Here is a 22383-nt window from a genome sequence, read left to right as displayed (position 1 = left end):
GCGGTCGCCCCTCAGTGGCACGGGAAACCGAGCAGGTGGCGACCGTCGTGCACCCACTCGTGCACGTCGGAGCCCGCGAACAGGGAGGTGGCACCCTGCTCGGCACCGACGAAGTACAGCGCGATCAGCGCGAGGAGCCCGACGAAGAAGGCCCAGGGCAGTACGGCGCGCACGGGCAGCGGAGCCGGAACGGCGACGGACGGGGTGGAAACAGCAGCGGAGACGAGGGCCTCGGCCATGATGGAACCTCCTGCGGGAACTCGCGTCCCAGACGGTGGTGCAGGACGACGGTCCACGGGTCTGACTCGCCGTGACCTCCCCTAGGGGACGCCTCGGCATACAGTGGCGCGACCGTGCCGGACTCTCACCGGACTTCCGTCTCGCCGTCGTCACGCTGTTCAAATGTCGCCTGACGGTACCGCGCGCGGGGACCGTCGCCAAGACCATGAGGCGCGCATCACCTTGTGCACGCCCCCGGTAGAGTCCCGTCCGCCCCACCTCGCACGCCCGCCGTCCGGCGCAAAGGAGCCCGATGACAGTCCGGTTGACGCTGATTTCGCCCGCGGCGAACGAGGCGCTGCGCGAGGTCCGGTTCGACGACGACGGTCCTCTCGACCCGGCGGGCATCGCCCTCGCCGAGGCCGTCGCGTCCGCCGTCGGCCCGTCCCCGCGCGCGTACTCCTCGCCGTCCCTGCGCTGCCGCGGCACGGCGGAGGCCCTGGGTCTGTCGGCGGAGCCCGTGGAGGCCCTCGCGGGCTGCGCCATGGGGCGGTGGCGCGGGCGGAGTCTGGCGGCCGTCGCGTCCGCCGAGGAGGCCGAGGTGTCCGCCTGGCTGTCCGACCCGACGGCGGCCCCGCACGGCGGGGAGTCGCTGCGCGACCTCCGCGTCCGGGTCGGCACCTGGCTCGACGGTCTCCAGGAGGGGTCCGGGCGCGTGACCGCGGTCGCCGAACCGGACGTGATCCGCGCCGCGATGGTCCACGCCCTCGCGGCACCGGACTCCACGGCCTGGCGCCTGGACGTCCGCCCGTTGACCGCGGTCCACCTCAGCGGCCGCGCCGGCCGCTGGAACCTGCGCGCGGGAGAGCCGCTCGGACGACAGCAGTAAGGGGGGACCGCGGTGCGGTCCCCCCAGGGCCTGTCCGTCGACTCGCGCCGGATCAGGCAGGTCGCTTCCACTCCCGCAGCAGGAGGTAGCCGAGGTACGCGCCTCCGACGGCCATCGTGTACAGGCCGACCGGCAGGTTGTCGAAGAGCGGCAACTGCTGGGCTGTGAGGTCGGCGAGGACCAGGAGCAGCGCGCCCAGCAGCGTCGACATGACCAGGTGCGGACCGCCGCCGCGGGTGACCCGCTTGGCGATCTGCGGTGCCGTCAGGGAGATGAACGCGATCGGTCCGGCGACGCTGACGGCGCCGGCGGACAGGACGATCGACAGCGTGACCGCCGCGGTCGCCGTGCGGGCCGGGCGGGCGCCCAGGCCGGTCGAGAGGTCGTCGCCCATCTCGCCGATGCTCAGGGGCCGCGCGAGGAGCGCCGCGAGCGGCAGGCAGACGAGCAGCACCCCCCAGATCGTCGTCGCGTCCTCCCAGGAGCGGGCGGAGAGGCTGCCGTTGATGTACGCGGTCAGCGCACTGGCCTTGTCCCGCTCGACGGCGTACACCACGTACTGGGTGAGGGCCGTCGACATCGCGGCCACGCCGATGCCGGCCACGACCAGGCGTCCCGGATTGCGGAAGCCGGTCCCCGTGGAGAAGTAGACGACCGCCATGGCGATCACCGCGCCGAGCAGCGCCCCGACGGGCACCGGCACGACGTCCGGGAAGAACAGCGCGGCGGCCGCCGCACCCGCCCCGGAGCCCGCGCCGAGCCCGATCACGTCGGGACTGCCCAGGGGGTTGCGGGTGACCGACTGGAAGAGGGCCCCGGACAGGCCGAAGGCCGCGCCGGTGGCGATGGCGACGACGAGCCGCGGTCCGCGCAACCGGTTCAGGACGAAGGCGTTCTTGCCGGTGGCCTCGCCCATCAGCGCCGACGGAAGGTCCGTCAGGCCGATGCCGAGCCGGCCCAGGGAGAGGGTCGCCACAGCCGCACCGACAAGCAGCAGCAGCGTCACCGCGGCGGCGATCGCCGTGCGGCGCCGCACCGGGACGGCCACCCACGGGCCGATCCGCACGAGGCTCCGACCCGAGGGACGTTCGGGCCGCGGGGCCGTCACGGCCGGGGTGTCGATCAGCTCGGCGGTCTTCATGACGCTCCCCTCATGCGACGGACGGCGAAGAGCAGTGCGGGCGCGCCCACGAAGGCGGTGACGACGCCGACCATCAGCTCCTGCGGGCGGAGCAGTACGCGGCCGATGACGTCGGCGAACAGCAGCAGCGTGGGCCCCGCCAGCGAGGTGAAGAGGATCTGCAGCCGGAAGTCGGCGCCCACGAGCGCCCGGACGAGGTGCGGGACGGCCAGCCCGACGAAGGCGATGGGGCCGACGGCGGCCGTCGCGGCGGCGCTGAGCAGCGTCGCGGCGAGGAGCCCGGCGCCCTTCACGCGCGCGGGGCTGATGCCGAGGGAGGCGGCCTTGTCGTCGCCCATCGCCATGGCGTTGAGCCCCGGCGCGAGGAGCACCGCGAGGACGAAGCCGACGGCGGCGAACGGCAGGACCGCCCAGAAGGCGTCGAAGCCGCGCCCGCCGAGCGCGCCCACCACCCAGTAGCGGTACGTGTCGAAGACCTGCGGCCGGGACAGCGCGACGGCCTGGATGAACGCGGCGAGGACGGCGGAGAGCACGGCGCCGGCGAGCACCAGGCGGACCGGTCCGCTGCCGCCGCCGGCCGTGCCGACGAGGTGGACGACCACACCGGTCGCCAGGGCGCCGGCGAGGGCCCACCAGATGTTCTCGCGCTGCCCGGAGGCGCCGAGGAACGCGGTCGCGGCGACGATCGCGGCGGACGCGCCCGCGTTGATGCCGAGAAGTCCCGGCTCGGCGAGCGGATTACGGGTGATGCCCTGCATCAGGGTGCCCGCGACGCCGAGGCACAGCCCGGCGAGCAGGCCGAGCGCGGTGCGCGGATAGCGGCTCTCGACGACGGTGCGGAGATAGCCGTCGCCGTCACCGGTGACGACCCGGAGCACATCGGACGCGGATGTCGGCTTGCTGCCGAACATCACGCTGGCGAGGACCGCGAGGGCGAGCAGGACCAGGCACAGGGCGGCGGCTGCCAAGTGCCGGGCAGGGCCCCGCCGTACGACGGCGGGGCCCTGGCCGATCCGGGAGAGAGTGGTCACGCCGGGGACCCGCTGCTACTTCCCGGCCTTGGCGACGGCCTTGTCGATCATGGGGAGGTACCGCTCGATGCTGTAGGGCACCGTCAGCGGGTTGATCATCGACGAGGCCGTGACGAAGGGCTGGTCGTTGCTGTAGACGAGCGCGCCCTTCTTGACCGCGGGGATGGCCGCGTACAGCGGCTGCGCCTCGATCTCCTTGCGGGACTTGTCGTCCATGTAGAAGGTGAAGGCGATGTCGCTCTTGGAGAGCTTGTTGGCGTTCTCCAGGCCGATGAGGGCGGAGTCGGTGCCCTCGGTCTCCTTGAAGGTGTTCACGACCGGGTCGACCTTGAGGCCCAGCTTGGAGACCATCGCGACGCGCTGCTCCTCGGGCTTGAAGACGCCGAGGGTGCCGGGGCCGGTGTTGTAGATGTACGAGAACGTGACGTTCTTGTAGTTCGGGCGCGTGGCGGCGGCGTCGGCGAGCTGCTTGTCGATCTTGGAGGTGAGCTCCTTGGCCTTCTCCGGCCGGCCCAGCGCCTTGGCGACGATCTCGATCTGCTGGTCCCAGTCGGTGCTCCACGCCTTGTCGGGGTAGGCGACGGTCGGCGCGATGTCCTTGAGGAGGTCGTACTGCTTCTGCGTGATGCCCGACCAGGGGGCGAGGATGACGTCGGGCTCCAGCTCGGTGATGGCCTCGATGTCGAGCTCCTCGCCGCCGTCGAACTGCTTGGGCAGCGTGGCGCCGGACTTCTTCACGGCGTCGTGGATCCAGGGCAGGTAGCCGGTCTTGTCGCTGCCCCAGGGGTAGCTCTCGATGCCGACGGGAACGTTGCCGAGGGCGATGGCGGTCTCGGCGGAGCCCTGGCCGAGGGTGACGACCCGCTTCGGCTTCTCCTTGATGACGGCCTCGCCGAGGGCGCTCTTGATGGTGACGGGGAACGCGCCCGCCGGAGCCTTGGCCGACGAGTCCTTCGTGTCGTCCTTTTTGCCGTCCGAGCCGCACCCGGTCACCATGAGGCCGAGCGAGACCGCGGCGGCACCCGCCACGAGGACGCGGCGGCGGAGGGGGGTGAACAGTGCAGGCATGGCGGATCCTTGTCTCCGGGCAGAGGTGTGCTGGCGCCCGCCCGACGCCCCTCCAGGCATGGGAATGCCGAGGCAGCGGCCATCGCGAGGCGCTTGTTAGGTGAGCCTAACCTATCTGGCCCCTGCTTGGGTATGCCGGGCTCCGGCCGAGCGCCCGTCACATGAACCGGCGTCAGTCCGACGCCTCCCACGCCGTCGTCAGCCCGTCCAGCCACGCCGGCGGCAGCTCGGCGGCGTCCCACTCCTCGTGCAGGTCCGCCGGTGCGGTGGCGAGCCGTTCCAGAACGGCGACGCTGGTGGGGGAGTGGATGAGCGAGTAACGGCCGTGGATCGCGATCGCGCTGCCCGGCCCGTACTCGGCGTACAGCCGTTCCAGGCGCGCCCGGTGAGCCGAGGTGAACTCCGTCAGCCGCCCCGCGTACCCGGCCCGCTGACGTGAACTCATCGTGCCGAGGAGCGCCCGAAGCACCTGCTCGGTGACCTCCGGGTCGAGCTCGGAGACATCCGTGAAGGAGAGATAGAGCGGGGTCACCGCCACCTTGGTCCGCTCCAGCTCCGTCCGCCCGACGGGAGGACGGTCGTCCGGGGAAGCGGCCGACGGATCCGCCGCGACGGCCTTCCTCAGTGCCCGCTCGGAGACGGCGCCCAGCTCGTCGGTGACGGCCCGCACCCCGTCGAGCCACCCGGCGGCGTACGCCTCGTCCTTCCCCTCGGGCGCGCTCCGCCGGGCCCCGCCGATCTCCTCGTACGCGAGGGCCAGTGCGCCCGCCTCGACGAACCCGATCAGCTCCTCGGCGTCGCCGGACCAGACCCCCGCCCTGGCGAGCAGCTGGAGGAGCGTCCTCTTGGCGTTGAGGACGCTGGCCTCGTCCAGCTGCTGCCGTCCTTCTCCGGCGGTGCTCACAGGGTCCTCCTCGTCGTAGGGACGGCGCGTGCGGGGCTCCGCGGAACGCTCCGTTCGAGCCTACGCAACACCCGTCGCCGCCTGCGGGCGGCCGGGCCCGTCGAGGCGCGGACGGCCGGATCGATCGTCGCCTGTCCCGGCGTCGGAGGGGGTGGTCAGTTCCGGTACACGCGCAGCCGCGCCACCTCGTACGACATCTCCGACGCGTCCGGGTCGGGCGCCGGGTGGTACCGGCCCGCGCAGACGGAGAGGTTCACGATGAGGTGGGCCCGCCAGGAACGCCCCACCCCGCGGCGGTCGTCGAAGACACGCGCTCCGTTGACCCACCACACCACGGAGCGCGCCCCGAACTCGACCCGGAGGTCCACCCAGGCCCCCGGCTGGACCGCCGGGTCCCGGAAGTAGAGGTACCGGCCTCGCACGCGGTTCGACAGCTCCAGGAGGTCCGGGTTGTCGGGGTGGTACTCGAAGACGTCGATCTCCTGGCCGCCGTCGAGCCAGGTCCAGATCGCCGGCCAGGCGCCCGTCTCCACGGGCAGGCGCACCCGGGCCTCCAGGACGTCACCCGTCCGCACCAGGAACCCCTCCGCGCTGCCCTCCGTCGTCAGCAGCCCGGCGTCCCACAGTCCGTCCGTCCTGCGGGTGGCCCGGAACGTCCCCGTCCGGCTGTACGAGGGGTCCTCGACCAGGTAGTCGAGCTTGTTGTCGCCCTCGTTCGTCGGTCCGCCGTCGGGGTACGCCCACGAGCGGCCCGCGACCCACTGCTCGGCGGAGGAGAAGTCGGCGTCGAGGACGAGGTTCGCGGGCGTCGACGCGGGGCCGCGCCCGCCGGCGCCGGCGCCGTTGCCGCCGCGCCGGAGCCGGTCGAAGAAGTCGGACAGCACGGCACCACTCCCTTCGCAGGGGCCTCCAACGGCCCGCGGGCGATCCGCCCCACTTTGCACCGAGCGGCGCGGGGCCGTGGGCCCTTGGCGAGAACTCGTCACGGCCGCCCACCGCGCACGGCCCCGCCGTCCCGGCTCGTCGCCCTCACCGGGACGGCGGCACCCGAACATGTGCCTGAGGGGGTACGTATCGACCTCATGAAGGCACTTCAGTACCGCACCGTGGGCGCCCCGCCCGAGGTCGTCACCGTCCCCGACCCCGAACCCGGGCCGGGACAGGTGCTCCTCGAGGTCACCGCCGCCGGAGTCTGCCACTCCGACATCGCCGTGATGAGCTGGCCCGCCGAGCAGCTGCCGTTCCCGCTTCCCCTGACGCTCGGTCACGAGGGCGTCGGCACCGTCGCCGCGATCGGCCCCGGCGCCGAGGGGTTCGGCATCGGGGACCCCGTCGCCGTGTACGGCCCCTGGGGCTGCGGCACCTGCTTCATGTGCGCCCAGGGCAAGGAGAACTACTGCCTGCGGGCCGCGGAGCTCGGGATCCGTCCGCCCGGGCTCGGCGCGCCCGGCGCCATCGCCGAGTACCTGATCGTCGACAGCCCGCGCCATCTGGTGCCGCTCGGCGACCTCGACCCGGTGCGGGCCGTACCGCTCACGGACGCCGGCCTCACCCCGTACCACGCCGTCAAGCGCTCCCTGCCGAAGCTCGTCCCCGGCAGCACCGCCGTCGTCATCGGCACCGGCGGGCTCGGCCACGTCGCCATCCAGCTGCTGCGCGCCATGACCGCGGCCAGGGTCGTCGCCCTGGACGTCACCGAGGAGAAGCTCGCGCTCGCCCGCACCGTCGGAGCGCACGACACGGTCCTGTCCGACGCGGCGGCCGCCCCCACGGTCCGGGAGCTGACCGGCGGCCGCGGCGCGGAGGTGGTGCTCGACTTCGTGGGGGTCCAGCCCACGGTGACGGCCGCCGGCGCGATGGCCGCGGTGGAGGGCGACGTCACCATCGTCGGCCTCGGTGGCGGCACCCTGCCCGTCGGCTTCGGCGCGCTGCCGTTCGAGGTCTCCGTCGCCTCCCCGTACTGGGGCACCCGTGCCGAGCTGATCGAGGTGCTCGACCTGGCCCGCACCGGCGCCGTCGACGTCCACGTGGAGACGTACGGCCTGGACGAGGCGCCGGAGGCGTACGAGCGGCTGCACGAGGGACGCGTCAACGGCCGGGCGGTGATCCTCCCGAACGGCTGAGGGCCCCGTACGCCTGCCCGGCGGTTCAGGTGAGCCGGTCAGGGGAGTTGGTCGTTCCATCGATAGCGATCCGGGTGGATGTGGACGGTCATGGACGTCTCGCGTTCCCCCCAGCTCATGTCCGTCTCGGCGATCACCCAGGCCATCGCCTGGTACGCACTCGGACGCGTGGTCCTCCGTGGACAGGCGTCGAGCGGCGTGACGGCCGAGCGGCCGGCGGGGACGGTCAGGCGCACGCCGGTTCCCCAGGGCGCGGGGCAGGGCGTCACGACGCGGCTCCGCACCCAGGACAGGCGCGCGCGTACGGTCACGGCACGGCTGCCCGGGTTGTCGATCCGCACGGCGAACCGCATGGTGTCGCCGGCGTCGAGGATCTGGCTGCAGGCGCTCCACGCGGCATGCTCCACGGCCCGCACCTTGCCGCAGCGGTAGTCGCCCGTCATCGGTCCCGGGACCGCCGTCCCGGTGACCGCGGGCGGCCCGACCGGCCCCGGGAGCGCCCCGGCGGGCCCCTCCGGCGCCTTCCCGCCCTCCGCAGCGACCGGCGCCCCACCACCGGTCGGTGAGGAGGGCAGGAGGGCGACGGCCCAGGTCGCGACGACCGCCGCCAGCGCGACGGCGCCCACGAGCGCCCGGCGCCCGGCGGGACGCCGCCCCGGCGTGGGCGCCTGGGCGTGCCGGGGGAGGAGTTCGGCACGGCCGTCCGCGCGCGGAGCCGTTGCCACCGCCGGGCCCGGCGGCGAAACCGGGACGGCGTCCTGCGCCGGGCCCGGCACCGAATCAGGCGCGGCGTCCTGCGCCGGGCCCAGTACCGAATCAGGCGAGGCGTCCGGCGTCGGGCCCAGTACCGAATCAGGCGCGGCGTCCTGCGCCGGGCCCAGTACCGAATCAGGCGCGGCGTCCGCCGCCGGGCCCGGTGCCGGAACACGCGCGGCGTCCGCCGCCGGGCCCGGTGCCGGGACTCGCACGGCGTCCGGCGTCGCGTCCACCTCGGGACCGGACGGCGTGGAAGGGGACGGCTGCCGGGGGGACACCTCCGGCGGGTCGACAGGCGACGCCTCTCCGGCCGCACCCGGCGGCGGCCCCGAGGGCCCCTTCGTCCCCCGGACCGCGGCCCTGCGCCTCCGCGCCTCGGTCCGCGCCTCGTCCAGCAGGCGTCCCCACTGCTGCGCCTCCTCGGCGCCCACCCCGAAGAGCTCGGCGAGCGCCGTCAACACCTCCGCGTCCGGTAACGCCGTGGCCTCCGGGTCCTTGTAGCGGTTGAAGCTGGAATCACTCAGGCCCCGCATGCTCCGGCCGGCGAAACGGGACTTGAGCCGCGCCTCGATCCGCTCCTGCGCCAGACAGCCCGACCTCGTCCACGCCGCACCGATCAGGCGGGCGAGCTCCTCACGGGCCGCACCGCCCCCCGTCGCGCCGAACGCCTCACCCATCGTCATCCCTCCGCCGTCCCACGACCGACCGAAACCCCAGGTCAGACGAGTGAGCCGGTCGCGGGACCGGGATGAAACGACGCCGGGTGAACCGCCCCGGCGAAGGTACTGCCGCCACCGCCCCGCCCCCGGGAGTCTGATCCCGCCGAGCCGCTCGACGGCCCGGCGCTCCCACCCTCTGACAGGAGAAGAACGATCATGCTTCGTTCCAGGACACGCGCCCTCGCCCTCGCCTCGACCGTGCTCGCCCTCGCCCTGGCGGCCCCCGCGGGGACCGCCGCCAACGCCGCGGCCACCGCGCCCCGGGCCCGGGCCGCCGGCGGCCAGGTGACGCTCGTCTTCGACAAGAACCCGAAGAACCCCACGTACTCCAAGCTCACCGCCTACCTCGGCAAGCGCGTGGTCGGACAGTGGCGGGCGGGCTCGGGCACGACCACCAACCCCTGCCAGGTCGGCAAGGGAAGGAGCGGCGGATGGCTGCCGAACGGCACGTACGCCATCCCCTTCCGCACCAAGACCCACAACGGCAAGGCGATCAAGGGGTACGCGATCCGCCTCGCCGACAAGAAGTGCAAGGGTGGCAAGGGCGCCAACCGCGACGAGCTCTTCATCCACAGCCGCATGACCGTGAACGGTGCCTCGCAGTGGCGCGGCGACCGCGACTACAAGTCCCTCGGCTGCGTGAAGCTGCACCCCGACCACATCAAGGCCCTGTTCAAGACCCTCGACAAGTACGGCGAGGCCAGGACCCTCAAGGTCGTCGCCTGACCTGACCCACGGTCACACCGACCCTGCCCGTGTCCCGAGCCGCACGCTCGGGGCACGGGTGTCACGGATCGGAACGGTGCGGCGGACGGCTCGTTGATCACGCCATGAAGAACGTGAACACCGGGCGACGCGCCCGCCTCCTCGCCTCCGCCGCGGCCGCCCTGCTGCTCGCCGTCGTGGACGCGCCCAGCACGTACGCGGGCCAGGACGCGCAGGACTGTCCGGCCGCGGAGATCTTCGCGACCGACAACACCGCGGTCATCACGGACCCCGACGACCCCCGGCTCGACACCCGCCTCACCCGGTTCGGCCACGAGGTACGGCGGATCATCCGTGCCCACGGGGCACGGCCGGGTCCCTCGGAGCTGCTGAACGGCGTCTTCTGGTCCGAGGAGCTGCGGCAGGCGACGTACGAGCGGTCCCGGGAGTTCGACGTCGAGAGGGTGGGCCGCGACGGGCTCCACCACATCGCCGGCGTCATCGCCAAGCAGTACCACCAGGAGGCGGTCCTCACCTTCCGCTGCCTGCCGCGCACCTCGCCGGAGACCGACGCGGTCGAGATCGAGGTCCCCGGCGTCCGCGTGAACAGCCTGCGCGAGGCGCTCGTCGCGGACCCCGAGGCCCGCGACAAGCTCGGCGGCGGTTCCGTCACCCTCGACGGTCGGCTCCTCCTCGTCGCCCCGGTCGACGACCTGCCGCTGGCCCGCAGGTTCACCACCGCACTCGGCGCCGACTGGGACCGGGCTGAGGTGCGGTACGGCGACCGCGAGTTCGTGGGCTGAGCCGGTCCGTCATCCGCCGTTGAGCTCATGACGCTCAGCACGCGGGCGGTCGTTTCCGGTCATTTCCGGTACGGAACCGGACGGCCCGCCTTGTGTCGGTCCGGGGCGGTCGAGTAGCGTCGCCCGTCATGAACACCGGACCGGCGACACGCCACGCACAGACGGGCGATCCGGTGGACGACTGATCGCCGAGCGGGTGCCCGACGGGCACCCCCACGGTTCGGCACGTGGACCACCCCAGTGCGGCAGCACTGCGAACCCCTTCCACATGCCGAATCGACAGCGAGGTCATCCACATGGCAGTCACGTTCAACCACACCGTCATCGCGTCCAAGAACCGCGACGAATCCGCGCGCTTCTTCCGCGAGTTGCTGGAACTCCCCGAGGCGCCGTCCTGGGGTCCCTTCCTCAACATCCAGCTCCACGACGGGGTCCTGCTCCAGTTCGCCGAACCTCCGGTGGACATCCAGATGCAGCACTACGCGTTCATGGTCGACGACGAGCTCTTCGACCGGGCGTACCAGCGCCTGTGCGAGGGCGGCATCGAGCACTGGGCCGACCCGCAGATGCGGCGGCCCGGCGAGACCAACACGGAACACGGCGGCCGCGGGGTCTACTTCAAGGACCCCTCCGGGCACGCGATCGAGCTGATCACGCGGCCGTATCTGTAGAGCGGGGCGTTCGTCCCGGGTGTGCCCCCGACACGGTCGGGGGCACACCCGGGGGCCCGCGCCCCGGTCGCGTCAGGCGAGGAACTCCCCGTCGCGCGCCACGACCACACCGCCGTGGACGACCATGTCCCGGCGCGGCATGTCGACCACGACCTGCGGCACGCACTCGCCGCGCACCAGGACGAAGTCGGCCGGCGCGCCGGGCCGGAAGTCGGCGTGGGCGAGACCCATGACGTCCGCGCCGCCGTGGGTCGCGACCCGGTAGCACTCGTCGAGCTCGTCGTCGAGGCGTACGTCGGTCACCCACCCGAGGATGTGCGCGCGGTGCATCATGTCCGCGTCGCCGAACGGGCTCCAGGAGTCGCGCACGCCGTCGGAGCCGAGCCCGACCCGTACACCGTGCTCGCGCAGCCGGGCGATCGGCAGGACGAGGGAGTCGGAGGGCGCGACCGTCGTGAGCGCGATGTCCTGCTCACCCAGGTCGGTGGCGATCGCACCGAGTTCACTGTCCGTCAGACCTGGCAGACAGAAGACGTGGCTGACGGTGACCTTGCCGGCGAGGGAGAGCGCGCGGGTGCGCTCGACGATGCCGCGCATCGCCCGCATGCCCTTCTCGCCGCGGTCGTGGAGGTGGATGTCCACGCCGACGCCGTGCCGGTCCGCGATGCCGAACACGACGTCGAGCTGCTCGTCGAGGGCCTGGTCGAAGCCGATCGGGTCGATGCCGCCGATCATGTCGATCACGCCCTCGCGCGCCGCCTGCTCCAGGAGGGCCGCCGTGCCGGGGGTGCGGATGACGCCGTGCTGCGGGAAGGCCACGATCTGGACGTCGAGGGCGTGGCGCAGCCGCTCACGGGCCTCCGCGAGGCCCTCGACCCCGGCCAGGCCGTAGGCCGGGGCCACGTCGGCGTGGGCGCGCATGCCGCGGGTGCCGCGGGCGACGGCGTGGCTCATCAGGCCGTGGGCGCGCTCGGCGACGGGGCGGCGCTGGACGCGGAACAGTTCCACGTCCTGCGCGACGTAGTCGGCGATGGCGGAAGCCGGGCGCCGGCTCACCCAGGAGCCGCCCCAAGTCGTCTTGTCGGGGTGGATGTGCGCGTCGACCAGGGACGGGAGCGCGATGCGGCCGCCGCCGTCGACGACCTTCGCGCCGTGCGGCGCGGGGCCGTCCGAGATCCGGCCGTCGACGACCACGAGATCCGTGGGCTTCGCGGCACCGAACGGGCGCACGTTGCGGAACACCACGGTCCTGGATCGGTCCCCGGCGCGGGCGGCGGTCGCCGCCTGGGCCGGGGCGGCGGTGGCGGCCGCCGTGGCCGTGGCACCGGCGAGCGCCGCGGCGCCGGCGAGCATGGTGCGGCGGGAGAGGGCGTGCATGGGGGCTCCTTGGGTGGGTGGGGTCGCGCGGGTGGGTGGGGTCGCACGGGATGGTGGGGCCGCGCGGGTGGGTGGGGTCGCACGGGATGGTGGGGCCCCGCGGGTGGGTGGGGTCGTGCGGGGTGGTGGGGTCGCACGGGGCGGTGGGGTTGGCGGGGCGCCGTCGCGGGTGGGCCCGGCCGCACCGGGTCGGCGCCAGCCATGGGGGGCGCCGTGGCGTGGTCAGAGCGTGAGGCCCGCTCGTACCACGCGGGTCGGCTGCTTCAGGAGCGTCACGTCGGCCAGGGGGTCGCCGGACACCAGGATCGCGTCGCCCGCGAAGCCCCGGGCGAGGCGGCCCACCGTGCGTTCCACGCCGAGGAGGCGCGCCGCGCCGGTGGTCGCGGTGCGGATCGCGTCGAGCGCCGGCAGGCCGGCCGCGCGCATCAGCTCCACCTCGCGGCCGATCGGCCGTACGGTGCCGCCGGACGAGTCGGTGCCCGCGGCGAGCGGGACTCCGCGTTCGTGCGCGGCGAGGACGGCCCGCTGCAGGACCGGGAGGTAGGTGCGGCCGCGTTCGGCGAGGACCGGGTTCGTGGACTCGGCCAGGCCCGCGATGGCCGTGAGGGTCGGGGTGAAGTACGTACCCCTGCGGCGCATCTCGGCCAGCGTGCGCTCGCCGACGAACGCGCCGTGCTCCAGCGAGCGGACGCCGGCCGTGACGGCGTCGTGGCAGCCCCGCTCGCTGTAGCTGTGGCACAGGACGCCCTTGCCGCGCCGCCGGGCGGCGGCGACGATCTCGGCGAGCTGCTCGTACGAGTACACCTGGGCCAGCGGGTCCTGTTCCGGCAGCCCGGCGCGCTCGTTGACGCGGGTCTTGATGACGTCCGCACCGCGATCGAGGTTCACCTCGACGACGCGCCGCAGCGCCTCGGCGGAGCGCACGCCGTCGGTGAGGCGCGCGAGCGGGGTGAGATCGGGGTCGGCGAGGACGGTGTCGCCGAGGTCCGGGGTGACGAAGACGCCGGCGGCCGTCAGTCGGGGTGCGAGGTCCGGGCTGTGCCGGGCGAGTTCGCGGACGGCGATGTCCTGGTAGAAGGTGGTCGATCCGCTGCGTGCGCTGGTGGCGCCCTTGCGGACGGCGTCGCGTGCCTCGGCGGCGGTGCTGAGGTGGATGTGCGCGTCCACCAGACCGGGCAGCACCCAGTGGCCCTCCGCGTCCAGGGTCGCGGTGCCCTGCGGCACGGTGACGGAGCCCTCGCGGCCCGCCGCGCGCACGGTTCCCCCTTCGATCACGACGACGGCGTTCTCCGTGACCTCGCCGGTGGCGGGGTCGAGGAGGGTGCCGCCCCGGATCACCAGGTCGCCTCCGCGCGGAGTCCCGTCGCCCCGGGCGGTACCCGTCGAGGACACCGAGGCCGCCGCCGTGCCCGACGCGGCCACGGTGCCGGCGAGCGCGGCCGCCCCGGCGAGGACGCCGCGGCGGGTCAGCGAGCGGGAGGGCGGCGGGGTGGATTCGAGGCACATGGAAGCTCCTGGGGGAGTGGGCCGACGACTCCGAGTTTTGTATACCAAATAGCGAGGCCCGGACAAGGGTGAAGATCCGAAAGGTGGTGATGGCTGGATGATCTCGGGCTCCACGCTCGCCTTGCTCCCTTTTTTGGTATACGAATGTTCCTTGAGCTGCCCGTCCTCTCCCTGTCCACCGCCTCGGATATTCGCGTGCGCCGCCCCCGCCCCGGTGGTGGAATCGCCCCATGCGACGAGCGACATCCATGACGGTCGACCGCGGGCAGTTCGCGGACGCGGTTACCCCCTGGGAGGAAGAGGCCTGGCGGGCCGACGCCCTCGGCTGGTCCGAGCGCGAGCTCGCCCGGCACGGACTGGAGGAGACCGGGCCCCGTGAGGTCAGGGTCCGGCCCTGGTCGATCCTCGTGCGCTTCCGGACCGGAACCGGAGAGCGCGAGGCCGTGTGGTTCAAGGCCAGCGCCCCCGACGCGGCCTTCGAGGCCGGCCTCGGCGGTGCGCTCGCCGACTGGGTGCCCGAGCACGTCGTGACACCGCTCGCGGTCGACGCCGCCCGCGGCTGGTCGCTCCTCCCCGACGGCGGGCCCCTCTTCCGGCACGTCCTCGACGCCGGCGACGCCGGGCCGGACTCCTGGGCCGAGGCGCTCGGCCAGTACGCGCGGATGCAGCGTGCCCTGACCCCGTACACCGACCGGATGACCGCCCTCGGCGTGCCGGGCGGCCGCACCGGTCAGCTGCCGGACATCTTCGACGGCCTCGTCGAGGGTAACGCCACCCTGACCCCGGACGCCCGCGGCGCCCTCCGTGCCAAGCGTCCCCGGCTCGTCGACTGGTGCGCCGAGCTCGACGCGTACGGGATCCCGGACTCGCTCGACCACTGCGACCTGCACGACGCCCAGCTCCTCGCCCCCGCCGCGGGCCGCTTCACCTTCTTCGACTGGGGGGACGCCAATGTCGCCCACCCCTTCGCGAGCCTGCTCGTCCCCGCCCGCGCCGTCCGCGAGCGCCACGGCCCCGAGCATGTGCACCGGCTGCGCGACGCCTATCTGGAACCCTGGACCGACCTGGGGTACTCCCTCCCGGAGCTGCGCCGCGCCGCGGCACTCGCCGGCCGGCTCGCCGCGCTCGGCCGGGCGGTCTCCTGGTTCCGTCTCTTCCCCGGAACGCCGGACGAGGGGTGCGCCGAGGCGAGCGCCCACTGGGTGAACGAACTCTTCGTCGAATCCGCGGTGTTCTGAGCAGGGCGCAAACGCGGTACCCGACGGCCCCGGCGTCACTCGTCGCCACTGGTGTGGCGGAAGCGCACCCACAGGGGCAGCGCGAACCAGCACAGCAGGTACCACGCGAAGACGGCGGCGACCAGCCAGGGCACGTACGTGTTCCGCGTGGCCACCCGCAGCACGAGCAGGAGGGCCGACGTCAGGGTCGCCAGGAGAAGGACGAGACCGGCGAAGGTCAGGCGGGCGGCCCAGGTGACCGCCCGCGGCTTCATCCGGCGCCCCGACACGACCCGGTGGAAGGCGACGGGGCCGATGAGCGCGCTGGTGGCCAGCGATCCCAGGACGATGGTGATGACGTAGATCGTCTTGTCGGTCCGCTCCAGCCCCTGGAAGATCGGCGTGAAGACCACGGTGAGCAGGAAGCCGAGGAGGATCTGCACACCGGTCTGCGCCACCCGGATCTCCTGCATGAGATCCGTCCAGCGCCGGTCGGCCCGTTGTTCCTCGGTCTCGTCGCGGCCGTGTCGCAGCCCCTCCCGAGGCTTCGGGCCGTCCGCCTCCATGGAGGCCTCCCTTCCGGAGCCCGTGGATCAGGCGCGGCCCGCGGCCTTCTGGCTCCGGCGCGACAGCGAGTCGACGACCACGGCGGCCAGCAGGACCGATCCGGTGATCATGAACTGGACGGCGTTGCTGACGCCCATGATGTTCATGCCCGACTGGATGGAGCCGATCACCAGCGAGCCGAGGAGGGCGGACCAGACGGAACCCCGTCCGCCGAACAGGCTCGTACCGCCGATGACGGCCGCGGCGATGACGTTCATCAGCAGGTTGCCGCCGCCGGAGGTCTGGCTCGCGGACTGGATCTGCCCGGCCAGGAAGATGCCGCCGACCGCCGCCATGAGCCCGGAGATCGAGAAGACGCTCATCCGGACGAACGGCACGCTGATGCCGGCCCTCCGGGCGCCCTCGATGTTGCCGCCGACGGCGAAGATCCGCCGCCCGTACGTCGTACGGCGCAGCACGAAGTCCAGGACCACCAGCAGGATCAGGAAGATGAGGAGCGCGAGCGGAAGCCCCTGGTACTGGTTGAGGATGTACGCCGAGACGAACGCGATCGCGGCGATGACGACCGTACGGAGCACGATCTCGGCGACCGGGCGGAACGGCACCCGGGCGGCCTGGCGGCGTCTGGCGTCGAGGAGCGAGGACGCGAGGAAGAGTCCGACCCCCACGGCCGCGGCCACATAGGCCGTCGCGGGGCTGTGGAAGATCGTCGTGTAGAGCTCGGAGACGATGCTCTCGCTCGGGATGTTGACCGTGCCGCTGGTGCCCAGGATCTGGAGCATCAGGCCGTTCCAGAAGAGGTTGCCCGCCAGGGTGACCACGAACGCCGGCACCCCTACCTTCGCGAAGAAGAAGCCTTGGATGAGCCCGACGGCGGCTCCGCCCACGAGGGCGATGAGGAGCGCCAGCCACTCGTTCATGCCGTTCAGGACGTTGAGCACGGCGAAGATGGCGGCGCACAGGCCGCTGACGGAGCCGACGGACAGGTCGATCTCGCCGAGCAGCAGGACGAAGACGACACCGACGGCGATCATGCCGGTGCCGACGATCTGCTGACTGAGGTCGGAGAGGTTCTGGGCCGAGAGGAACGTGCTGTCCAGGAGGCCGAAGACCGTCCAGATGATGATCACGGCGACGACCACGGGCAGCGACCCCAGCTCTCCGCTGCGCAACTTGCGGCGGAACTCCCCGAGGTATCCCCGGAGGCCCTCCTCGCGGACGAGCAGCCGGGTGTCGACCGCCGGCATGGCCTCGGGCGCAGGTTCCTGGGCGGCGGAGTCGCCGGCGGATCGGTCCCGTCTCATCGCTCCTCCTCCCGCTTGCGGGCCTGGCGGCGGGTGACGGCGCTGTCGGTGGCCCCGGTGATCGCGGAGATGATCTCCTCGGTGGTCGTGGAGCGCTTGTCGAAGAAGCCGTTGTTCCGGCCGAGGCGCATGACGGCGATGCGGTCGGCGACCGCCATCACGTCCACCATGTTGTGGCTGATCAGGATGGTGCCGAGCCCGTGGTCCCGGAGCCGCTCGACCAGGTCGAGGACCTCGGCGGTCTGCTCCACGCCGAGCGCGGCGGTGGGCTCGTCCAGGATGACGACCTTCGGGTCGCCGATCAGGGAGCGGGCGATGGCGACGGTCTGGCGCTGGCCGCCGGAGAGGGAGGCGACCGGGATCCGGACACTGGGGATCCGGATGGAGAGGGTGTTGAGCAGTTCGCGCGAGCGCTGTTCCATCCGGACCTCGTCCAGGACGCCGAAGCGGCGCAGTTCGCGGCCGAGGAAGAGATTGCCGACCACGTCGAGGTTGTCGCACAGGGCGAGGTCCTGGTAGACGGTGGCGATGCCGAGGTTCTGGGCGTCGTGGGGCCGGTTGATGGAGACCGCCCGGCCCTGCCATTCGATGACGCCCTCGTCGGGCGGGTTCACGCCGGCGATCGACTTGACGGCGGTGGACTTGCCGGCGCCGTTGTCACCGACCAGGGCGACGACCTCGCCGGCGTGGACCTCGAGATCGAAGTCCTTCAACGCCTGGACGGCGCCGAACCGTTTGGAGATCCCCCGCAGGGTGAGCACGGGTGGCTCCGGCAAGGGAACCGCCTCCTCCGCTCGCGCGAACCGCTCCGCGGCTTACCCGGACCGGTTGTTCGGGACGGGTTGTTCGGGACCGGCTGTTCGGGACCGGTTATTCGAGACCGGCGTCCTTGCAGGCCGCCGCATAGGTCGGGGTGCAGATCTCCTGGACCGTGTAGAGCCCGTCCTTGACGACGGTGTCCTTGATGTTGTCCTTGTTGACCACGACCGGGTTGAGCAGCTGTGCCGCGACCTTGTGGTCACTGCCGCTGGTGACGGTGGTGGGCACCAGGTCGGACGACAGCTTCTTGCCCTCGGCCAGGTTGACGGCCATCGTGGCGGCGATGTCGGCCTCGGGCTTGTAGGGCTTCTCGATCGTGAAGGTCTGAGTGCCCACCAGGATCCGCTGGATCGCGTCGAGTTGGGCGTCCTGACCGCTCAGCGGCACGTTCATGCCGGCCGCCTTGAGGGCGGTGGCGATACCGGCCGCCAGTCCGTCGTTGGCCGAGTAGACACCGACGATCTTGTCCTTGCCGAGGGCGCTGATGGCGCCGGACATCTGCTGGTTGGCGTTGTTCGGGTCCCAGTTGGGAGTGTCGTACTCCTTGCCGATCGTCACCTTGCCGTCGAGGACGGAGTGGGCGCCGGCCTTGAACTCGCCCGCGTTCGGGTCCGTCGGAGACCCGTTGTGCATCACGATCACGCCGCTCTTGGCCTTGTCGCCGAGCGCGGCGAGGAGCGCCTTGCCCTGCAGCTCGCCCACCTTGTGGTTGTCGTACGAGACATAGGCGTCGACGGGTCCCTGTGCGAGGCGGTCGTACGCGACGACCTTGACGCCCGCGTCGTGGGCCTTCTGCACGGAGGACTGGATGGACTTGGCGTCCACGGCGTCCAGGATGAGCACCTTGTCGCCCTTGGCGAGCGCGGTGTTGACCTGCTGTTGCTGGGTGGTCGCGCTCTCCGCGGCGTTGTAGTAGTCGATCTGGGCGTCGGGGGCCAGTTCCTTGATCTTCTGCTCGATGTAGGGCCGGTCGAACTTCTCGTACCGCGTGGTCTTGCTCTCCGGCAGCAGGAGACCGATCCGGACGTTCTCCTGCTTCTCGCTCCCCGCGCCCAGGGCCGTCGCGCTGGTCGCCACCACTCCCAGGGAGAGGGCCGCGGCTCCGGCCAGGGCTATCGCGCTCCGCAATGTACGGGTCATCGGAGGCTCCTTCCGTACGCCCCCTGTCCCTCACCTCGTGAGCGCGGGAACGAGGATGTACATATGGCCTATATATCGACATTAGCCTCAACCTGAGGACCGGCAAGCGGGTGCACGACCGTGCGCGCTGTCGGGTGGAGGCTGGCGGGGCGTCGCCCGGAGTGGGAGTATTTGTACGAAGCGACAATGAGCCCGCGCCGGCGGAGCGGCTTCCGGCGGGGTCTCCCGTCGAACGAAGAAGGCGACATGCCTGCCATCACGGAAACCATCGACATCGCCCGCAAGCCCGCCGAGGTCTTCTCCTACGTGACCGATCCGACGCATCTGCCCGAGTGGCAGGAGAGTGCGGTCTCGGTCCGCAAGCTCGGCGACGCGCCCTTCGCGGTCGGCTCCAAGGTCGCCGTCACGCGGCGGCTCGGCAAGCGGGAATTCACCGCGACCATGCAGGTCATCGAGCTGGAGCCGCCGAGGCACTGGCATGTGCACGGCATCGACGGCCCGGTACGCGGTGACGTACAGGGCACCATCGAGCCGCTGGACGACGGCGAGCGCTCCCGCCTGACGCTCTCCCTCGACTTCGAGGGGCACGGCATCGGCAAGGCCCTCGTCCCGCTGGTCGTCCGCCCGGCCGTACGGAAGGAGATGCCGAGAGACGAAATGACCCTCAAGGGCATCCTGGAGAGCGGCGCGCACGGCTGACGCGGGACGGACGGGACATCAGTCCGTGGAGACCGGACGCTCGAAGAAGGTCTCCAGGGACACCGTCGCCTGCGTGCCGCTCACTCCCTCGATCGCGTACAACCGGCGCAGCACGTCCTGGAGTTGGACCGTGGTCGCGGTGCGCACCTTCACCAGGACCGAGGCGCTGCCGGCGATGACGTGCGCCTCCTGGATCTCGGGGATCGCGGCGAACTCCGCCGCCGAATCCCCGATCCAGGCGGACGAGTCGACCATGACGAACGCGAGCACGTCCTGTCCGAGCGCCGAGGGATCGACATCCACCGTGGTGCGGCGGATGACGCCGCGCTCCCGCAGCTTCCGCACCCGCTCGTGCGCCGCACCCGCCGACAGGCCCACCGCCTTGCCCAGCACCGTGTACGCCTGTGTGGCGTCCCGCTGGAGTTCGGCGAGCAGTGCCCGGTCGATGGCGTCCACAGTCCCCTCCGTCATTCCCATGCCGTCATTCCCCCACCGTCGGTCTCATGCCGGAAACATACGTCAGTAGTGATTCCGCATCGCCGTGCGCACCTCCGCCAGCGTCTCCTCCGCCAGGGCCCGGGCCCGCTCGTTCCCCTCGCGCAGGATCCCGCGGAGGTACGCGCGGTCGCCGGCGTACGCGGCACGGCGGGCCCGGATCGGCGCCAGGTACTCGTTGACCGACTCCGTCACCGTCCGCTTCAGCGCGGCGGCCCCCGCGGAGCCGATGTCGGCGGCGACCTCCTCGGGAGTGCGACCCTGACAGAGGGCGGCGAGCAGCAGGAGCGAGGACACCCCGGGGCGGCCGACCGGGTCGTAGGCGATGTGACGCTCGGAGTCGGTCCTGGCGCCCTTGATCAGCCGGGCGGTCTCGTCGGCGTCGGCGGCCAGGCTGACGGCGTTGCCCCGGCTCTTGCTCATCTTGGTGCCGTCCGTGCCGAGCAGCAGCGGTGCCTCGGAGAGCAGGGCGTCGGGCTCGGGGAAGACGGCGGCGCCGTCGCCGTAGCGGTCGTTGAACCGGCGGGCGACGGTCCGGGTGATCTCCAGGTGCGGCAGCTGGTCCTGGCCGACGGGGACGAGATTCGCCTTGCAGAAGAGGATGTCGGCGGCCTGGTGGACGGGATAGGTGAACATCAGACCGCTGACGGCGGACTGCCGGGAGTGGGCGATCTCGTCCTTGACGGTGGGATTGCGGCTCAGCTCGGCCACCGACACGAGGCTGAGGAAGGGCAGCAGCAGCTGGTTCAGGGCCGGCACGGCGCTGTGGGTGAAGATCGTGCTGCGCTCGGGGTCGACCCCGATGGCGAGGTGGTCGAGGACCAGATCGTCGACGTGCTCGGTGAGACGGTCCGCGACGTCGCGGTCCGTCAGGACCTGGTAGTCCGCGATGATCACGAACAGCTCCACCCCGAGGTCCTGGAGCCGCACCCGGTTGTGCAGGGTGCCGAAGTAGTGCCCCAGGTGCAGCCGGCCGGTGGGACGGTCCCCGGTCAGCACGCGGAAGCGCCCCGGCTCCTCGAGGATCTGTTCCTCCAGGACCGCACTGCGTGCCCGGGCGGCGGTCGTCCCGAGAGCGTCGGTGGACGGGGCGGCGGAGGCGAAGGTCGTCATGGGGTTCTCCTGGTGTGGGTCGGTGGTGCCGTCGGGACGACAGGACCCATGAGCCAGGGAACGCAAAAGGGCCGTTCGTCCGAACGGCCCGGTCGTGCGCGAGTAGTGGCCGCTCCTAGGAGGAGCGCCACCAGCTGAGGCACGACGACAGATGCATGAGCGGAGCATAGCGCCCCACGGCACGAAGGGCTCGGGACAAAACCCTTTGGCGGACCGGGACGACCCCTGCTACGTTTCCGGAGGCCGTGCGAGAGAACAAGGAGGTGGTACCCGTGAACGCAGTCATGACATGGGTGCTCCCCTCCGGGGTCACGGTCGGGCGATAGGTCGTCCGGGAGCGCCGTTCTCAGAGCTCTCCCGAAAGGCACGACCGTGCACTTCACTTCCGAACAGCACCTCGACGGCGGCGTCCTCGAGCGCGCATTCACCCTCGGCGACGTCCCCGGCATCCTGTGGACGCCCGCAGCCGTGTCCGAGCCGGCTCCCCTCATCCTGATCTGCCCCCCGCCCCTCGGACTGCGCAGGATCCACCCCCGCCTGGCCGGGCGCGCCCGGTACTACGCGGAGGAGTACGGCTTCGCCTCGGCCACCATCGAGCTCCCCGGCAGCGGCGAACGGCCCCGGTGGGACGCCGCCGAGCAGGCCCGCGCCGACCTGCGCAGGGCGATGGAGGCGGGCGAGCCGGTCGGCGACGACATCATCGACGCCCTCGTCCTCCCGCTCGTCGAGAAGTCGGTCCCGGAATGGCGGTCCGCCCTGGACGCCCTCCTGGCACTGCCCGAGATCGGCGGCCCGGTCGGATACGAGGGGGGAGTGATCTCCATCGGCGTGCGCCTCGCGGCGGTCGAGCCGCGGATCAAGGCCGCCGGCTTCTTCGCCGGGAGCCTCGTGCCCGCCGTCATGTTCGAAGAGGCCCGCCGGGTCACCATTCCGCTGCACGTCCTGCTGCAGTGGGACGACGAAGACAACGACCGGCAGGCGGCCCTCGACCTGTTCGACGCCTTCGGCTCCCGGGAGAAGACGCTGCACGCCAACATGGGCGGACACACCGGCGTCCCGCGGTTCGAGTTCGAGAACGGGGCCCGGTTCTTCGCCCGGCACCTGAAGTAGAGCCGGG

General features: G+C 72.1%; 23 protein-coding genes and 1 riboswitch. Of the genes, 8 read left to right on the top strand and 15 right to left on the bottom strand.

Annotated elements, in window-relative coordinates:
- Nucleotides 1–11 precede the first annotated feature (11 nt).
- A complete protein-coding gene (locus ACF07V_RS08060) occupies nt 12–239 on the bottom strand; it encodes a CbtB-domain containing protein (RefSeq protein WP_392152218.1) in 228 nt (75 codons plus the stop codon).
- Between the two features lie 59 nt (nt 240–298).
- Nucleotides 299–377, bottom strand: a riboswitch (cobalamin riboswitch).
- Between the two features lie 155 nt (nt 378–532).
- On the opposite strand from ACF07V_RS08060, the gene ACF07V_RS08055 reads away from it, so the two are divergent.
- Nucleotides 533–1108, top strand: a complete 576-nt coding sequence (locus ACF07V_RS08055; RefSeq protein WP_392152217.1) for a histidine phosphatase family protein — start codon at nt 533–535, stop codon at nt 1106–1108.
- A gap of 52 nt (nt 1109–1160) precedes the next feature.
- On the opposite strand, the gene ACF07V_RS08050 is transcribed toward ACF07V_RS08055, so the two are convergent.
- The 5 genes from ACF07V_RS08050 to ACF07V_RS08030 all read right to left on the bottom strand — a co-directional run bounded on the left by ACF07V_RS08050 (nt 1161) and on the right by ACF07V_RS08030 (nt 6136).
- Nucleotides 1161–2249 carry a FecCD family ABC transporter permease gene (locus ACF07V_RS08050; RefSeq protein WP_392152215.1) on the bottom strand — a complete coding sequence of 363 codons (1089 nt, stop codon included), beginning with the start codon at nt 2247–2249 and terminating at the stop codon, nt 1161–1163.
- Entirely contained in the window at nt 2246–3280 is a 1035-nt protein-coding gene (locus tag ACF07V_RS08045) for a FecCD family ABC transporter permease (protein ID WP_392152214.1), read from the bottom strand. The genes ACF07V_RS08050 and ACF07V_RS08045 overlap by 4 nt, the downstream gene beginning before the upstream one ends.
- Nucleotides 3281–3295: 15 nt before the next feature.
- Nucleotides 3296–4348, bottom strand: coding sequence for an iron-siderophore ABC transporter substrate-binding protein (locus tag ACF07V_RS08040; RefSeq protein WP_392152212.1), 1053 nt, complete (start codon nt 4346–4348; stop codon nt 3296–3298).
- Between the two features lie 172 nt (nt 4349–4520).
- Entirely contained in the window at nt 4521–5252 is a 732-nt protein-coding gene (locus tag ACF07V_RS08035; RefSeq protein ID WP_392152210.1) for a hypothetical protein, read from the bottom strand.
- 155 nt (nt 5253–5407) lie between these two features.
- Complete coding sequence (locus ACF07V_RS08030) at nt 5408–6136, bottom strand: beta-glucanase (protein ID WP_392152208.1); 729 nt, start codon at nt 6134–6136, stop codon at nt 5408–5410.
- Nucleotides 6137–6334: 198 nt separating this feature from the next.
- Between ACF07V_RS08030 and ACF07V_RS08025 the strand changes: the two genes are divergently transcribed.
- Nucleotides 6335–7375: an NAD(P)-dependent alcohol dehydrogenase gene (locus tag ACF07V_RS08025; RefSeq protein ID WP_392152207.1), complete on the top strand. Its 1041-nt coding sequence runs from the start codon at nt 6335–6337 to the stop codon at nt 7373–7375.
- Between the two features lie 38 nt (nt 7376–7413).
- Here the strand turns inward: ACF07V_RS08025 and ACF07V_RS08020 are convergent, their stop codons facing one another.
- Nucleotides 7414–8808, bottom strand: coding sequence for a hypothetical protein (locus tag ACF07V_RS08020; RefSeq protein ID WP_392152205.1), 1395 nt, complete (start codon nt 8806–8808; stop codon nt 7414–7416).
- Nucleotides 8809–9006: 198 nt separating this feature from the next.
- Between ACF07V_RS08020 and ACF07V_RS08015 the strand changes: the two genes are divergently transcribed.
- The 3 genes from ACF07V_RS08015 to ACF07V_RS08005 all read left to right on the top strand — a co-directional run bounded on the left by ACF07V_RS08015 (nt 9007) and on the right by ACF07V_RS08005 (nt 11029).
- Nucleotides 9007–9576, top strand: a complete 570-nt coding sequence (locus tag ACF07V_RS08015; RefSeq protein ID WP_392152203.1) for a L,D-transpeptidase — start codon at nt 9007–9009, stop codon at nt 9574–9576.
- Nucleotides 9577–9680: 104 nt separating this feature from the next.
- Nucleotides 9681–10358, top strand: coding sequence for a hypothetical protein (locus ACF07V_RS08010; protein ID WP_392152202.1), 678 nt, complete (start codon nt 9681–9683; stop codon nt 10356–10358).
- A gap of 296 nt (nt 10359–10654) precedes the next feature.
- Complete coding sequence (locus tag ACF07V_RS08005) at nt 10655–11029, top strand: VOC family protein (protein WP_392152200.1); 375 nt, start codon at nt 10655–10657, stop codon at nt 11027–11029.
- A 72-nt stretch (nt 11030–11101) separates the two neighbouring features.
- Here ACF07V_RS08005 and ACF07V_RS08000 read toward each other — a convergent pair whose 3' ends face one another.
- Together ACF07V_RS08000 and ACF07V_RS07995 are read right to left on the bottom strand one after the other, a co-directional pair.
- Nucleotides 11102–12406 carry an amidohydrolase family protein gene (locus ACF07V_RS08000; RefSeq protein WP_392152198.1) on the bottom strand — a complete coding sequence of 435 codons (1305 nt, stop codon included), beginning with the start codon at nt 12404–12406 and terminating at the stop codon, nt 11102–11104.
- 222 nt (nt 12407–12628) lie between these two features.
- Entirely contained in the window at nt 12629–13912 is a 1284-nt protein-coding gene (locus ACF07V_RS07995) for an amidohydrolase family protein (protein WP_392152196.1), read from the bottom strand.
- Nucleotides 13913–14142: 230 nt separating this feature from the next.
- Here ACF07V_RS07995 and ACF07V_RS07990 point away from each other — a divergent pair, with 230 nt between their 5' ends.
- On the top strand, nt 14143–15150 hold the full coding sequence (locus ACF07V_RS07990) for an aminoglycoside phosphotransferase family protein (RefSeq protein ID WP_392152195.1): 1008 nt from the start codon (nt 14143–14145) through the stop codon (nt 15148–15150).
- A gap of 35 nt (nt 15151–15185) precedes the next feature.
- Here ACF07V_RS07990 and ACF07V_RS07985 read toward each other — a convergent pair whose 3' ends face one another.
- The 4 genes from ACF07V_RS07985 to ACF07V_RS07970 all read right to left on the bottom strand — a co-directional run bounded on the left by ACF07V_RS07985 (nt 15186) and on the right by ACF07V_RS07970 (nt 18959).
- Complete coding sequence (locus tag ACF07V_RS07985; protein ID WP_392152193.1) at nt 15186–15695, bottom strand: DUF6328 family protein; 510 nt, start codon at nt 15693–15695, stop codon at nt 15186–15188.
- Nucleotides 15696–15722: 27 nt separating this feature from the next.
- Nucleotides 15723–17000: a sugar ABC transporter permease gene (locus tag ACF07V_RS07980; protein ID WP_392152191.1), complete on the bottom strand. Its 1278-nt coding sequence runs from the start codon at nt 16998–17000 to the stop codon at nt 15723–15725.
- A complete protein-coding gene (locus tag ACF07V_RS07975) occupies nt 16997–17776 on the bottom strand; it encodes an ATP-binding cassette domain-containing protein (RefSeq protein ID WP_392152189.1) in 780 nt (259 codons plus the stop codon). The genes ACF07V_RS07980 and ACF07V_RS07975 overlap by 4 nt, the downstream gene beginning before the upstream one ends.
- Before the next feature lie 94 nt (nt 17777–17870).
- The gene (locus tag ACF07V_RS07970) at nt 17871–18959 is read right to left on the bottom strand and encodes a substrate-binding domain-containing protein (protein WP_392152187.1); all 1089 of its coding nucleotides are present in this window, start codon (nt 18957–18959) and stop codon (nt 17871–17873) included.
- A 246-nt stretch (nt 18960–19205) separates the two neighbouring features.
- On the opposite strand from ACF07V_RS07970, the gene ACF07V_RS07965 reads away from it, so the two are divergent.
- The gene (locus tag ACF07V_RS07965; protein ID WP_392152185.1) at nt 19206–19658 is read left to right on the top strand and encodes an SRPBCC family protein; all 453 of its coding nucleotides are present in this window, start codon (nt 19206–19208) and stop codon (nt 19656–19658) included.
- Nucleotides 19659–19676: 18 nt separating this feature from the next.
- Here the strand turns inward: ACF07V_RS07965 and ACF07V_RS07960 are convergent, their stop codons facing one another.
- Together ACF07V_RS07960 and trpS are read right to left on the bottom strand one after the other, a co-directional pair.
- Nucleotides 19677–20114: an Lrp/AsnC family transcriptional regulator gene (locus ACF07V_RS07960; RefSeq protein ID WP_392152183.1), complete on the bottom strand. Its 438-nt coding sequence runs from the start codon at nt 20112–20114 to the stop codon at nt 19677–19679.
- 63 nt (nt 20115–20177) lie between these two features.
- Nucleotides 20178–21266 carry a tryptophan--tRNA ligase gene (gene trpS / locus ACF07V_RS07955; protein ID WP_392152182.1) on the bottom strand — a complete coding sequence of 363 codons (1089 nt, stop codon included), beginning with the start codon at nt 21264–21266 and terminating at the stop codon, nt 20178–20180.
- Between the two features lie 372 nt (nt 21267–21638).
- Here trpS and ACF07V_RS07950 point away from each other — a divergent pair, with 372 nt between their 5' ends.
- Nucleotides 21639–22376, top strand: a complete 738-nt coding sequence (locus tag ACF07V_RS07950) for an alpha/beta hydrolase (protein ID WP_392152181.1) — start codon at nt 21639–21641, stop codon at nt 22374–22376.
- Nucleotides 22377–22383: the final 7 nt, after the last annotated feature.

This window comes from Streptomyces sp. NPDC015661 (assembly GCF_043077765.1).
Classification (GTDB): Bacteria; Actinomycetota; Actinomycetes; order Streptomycetales; family Streptomycetaceae; genus Streptomyces.
The sequence above is the reverse complement of the archived record's forward strand: the minus strand, read 5'-3'. Positions and strand labels throughout refer to the sequence as shown.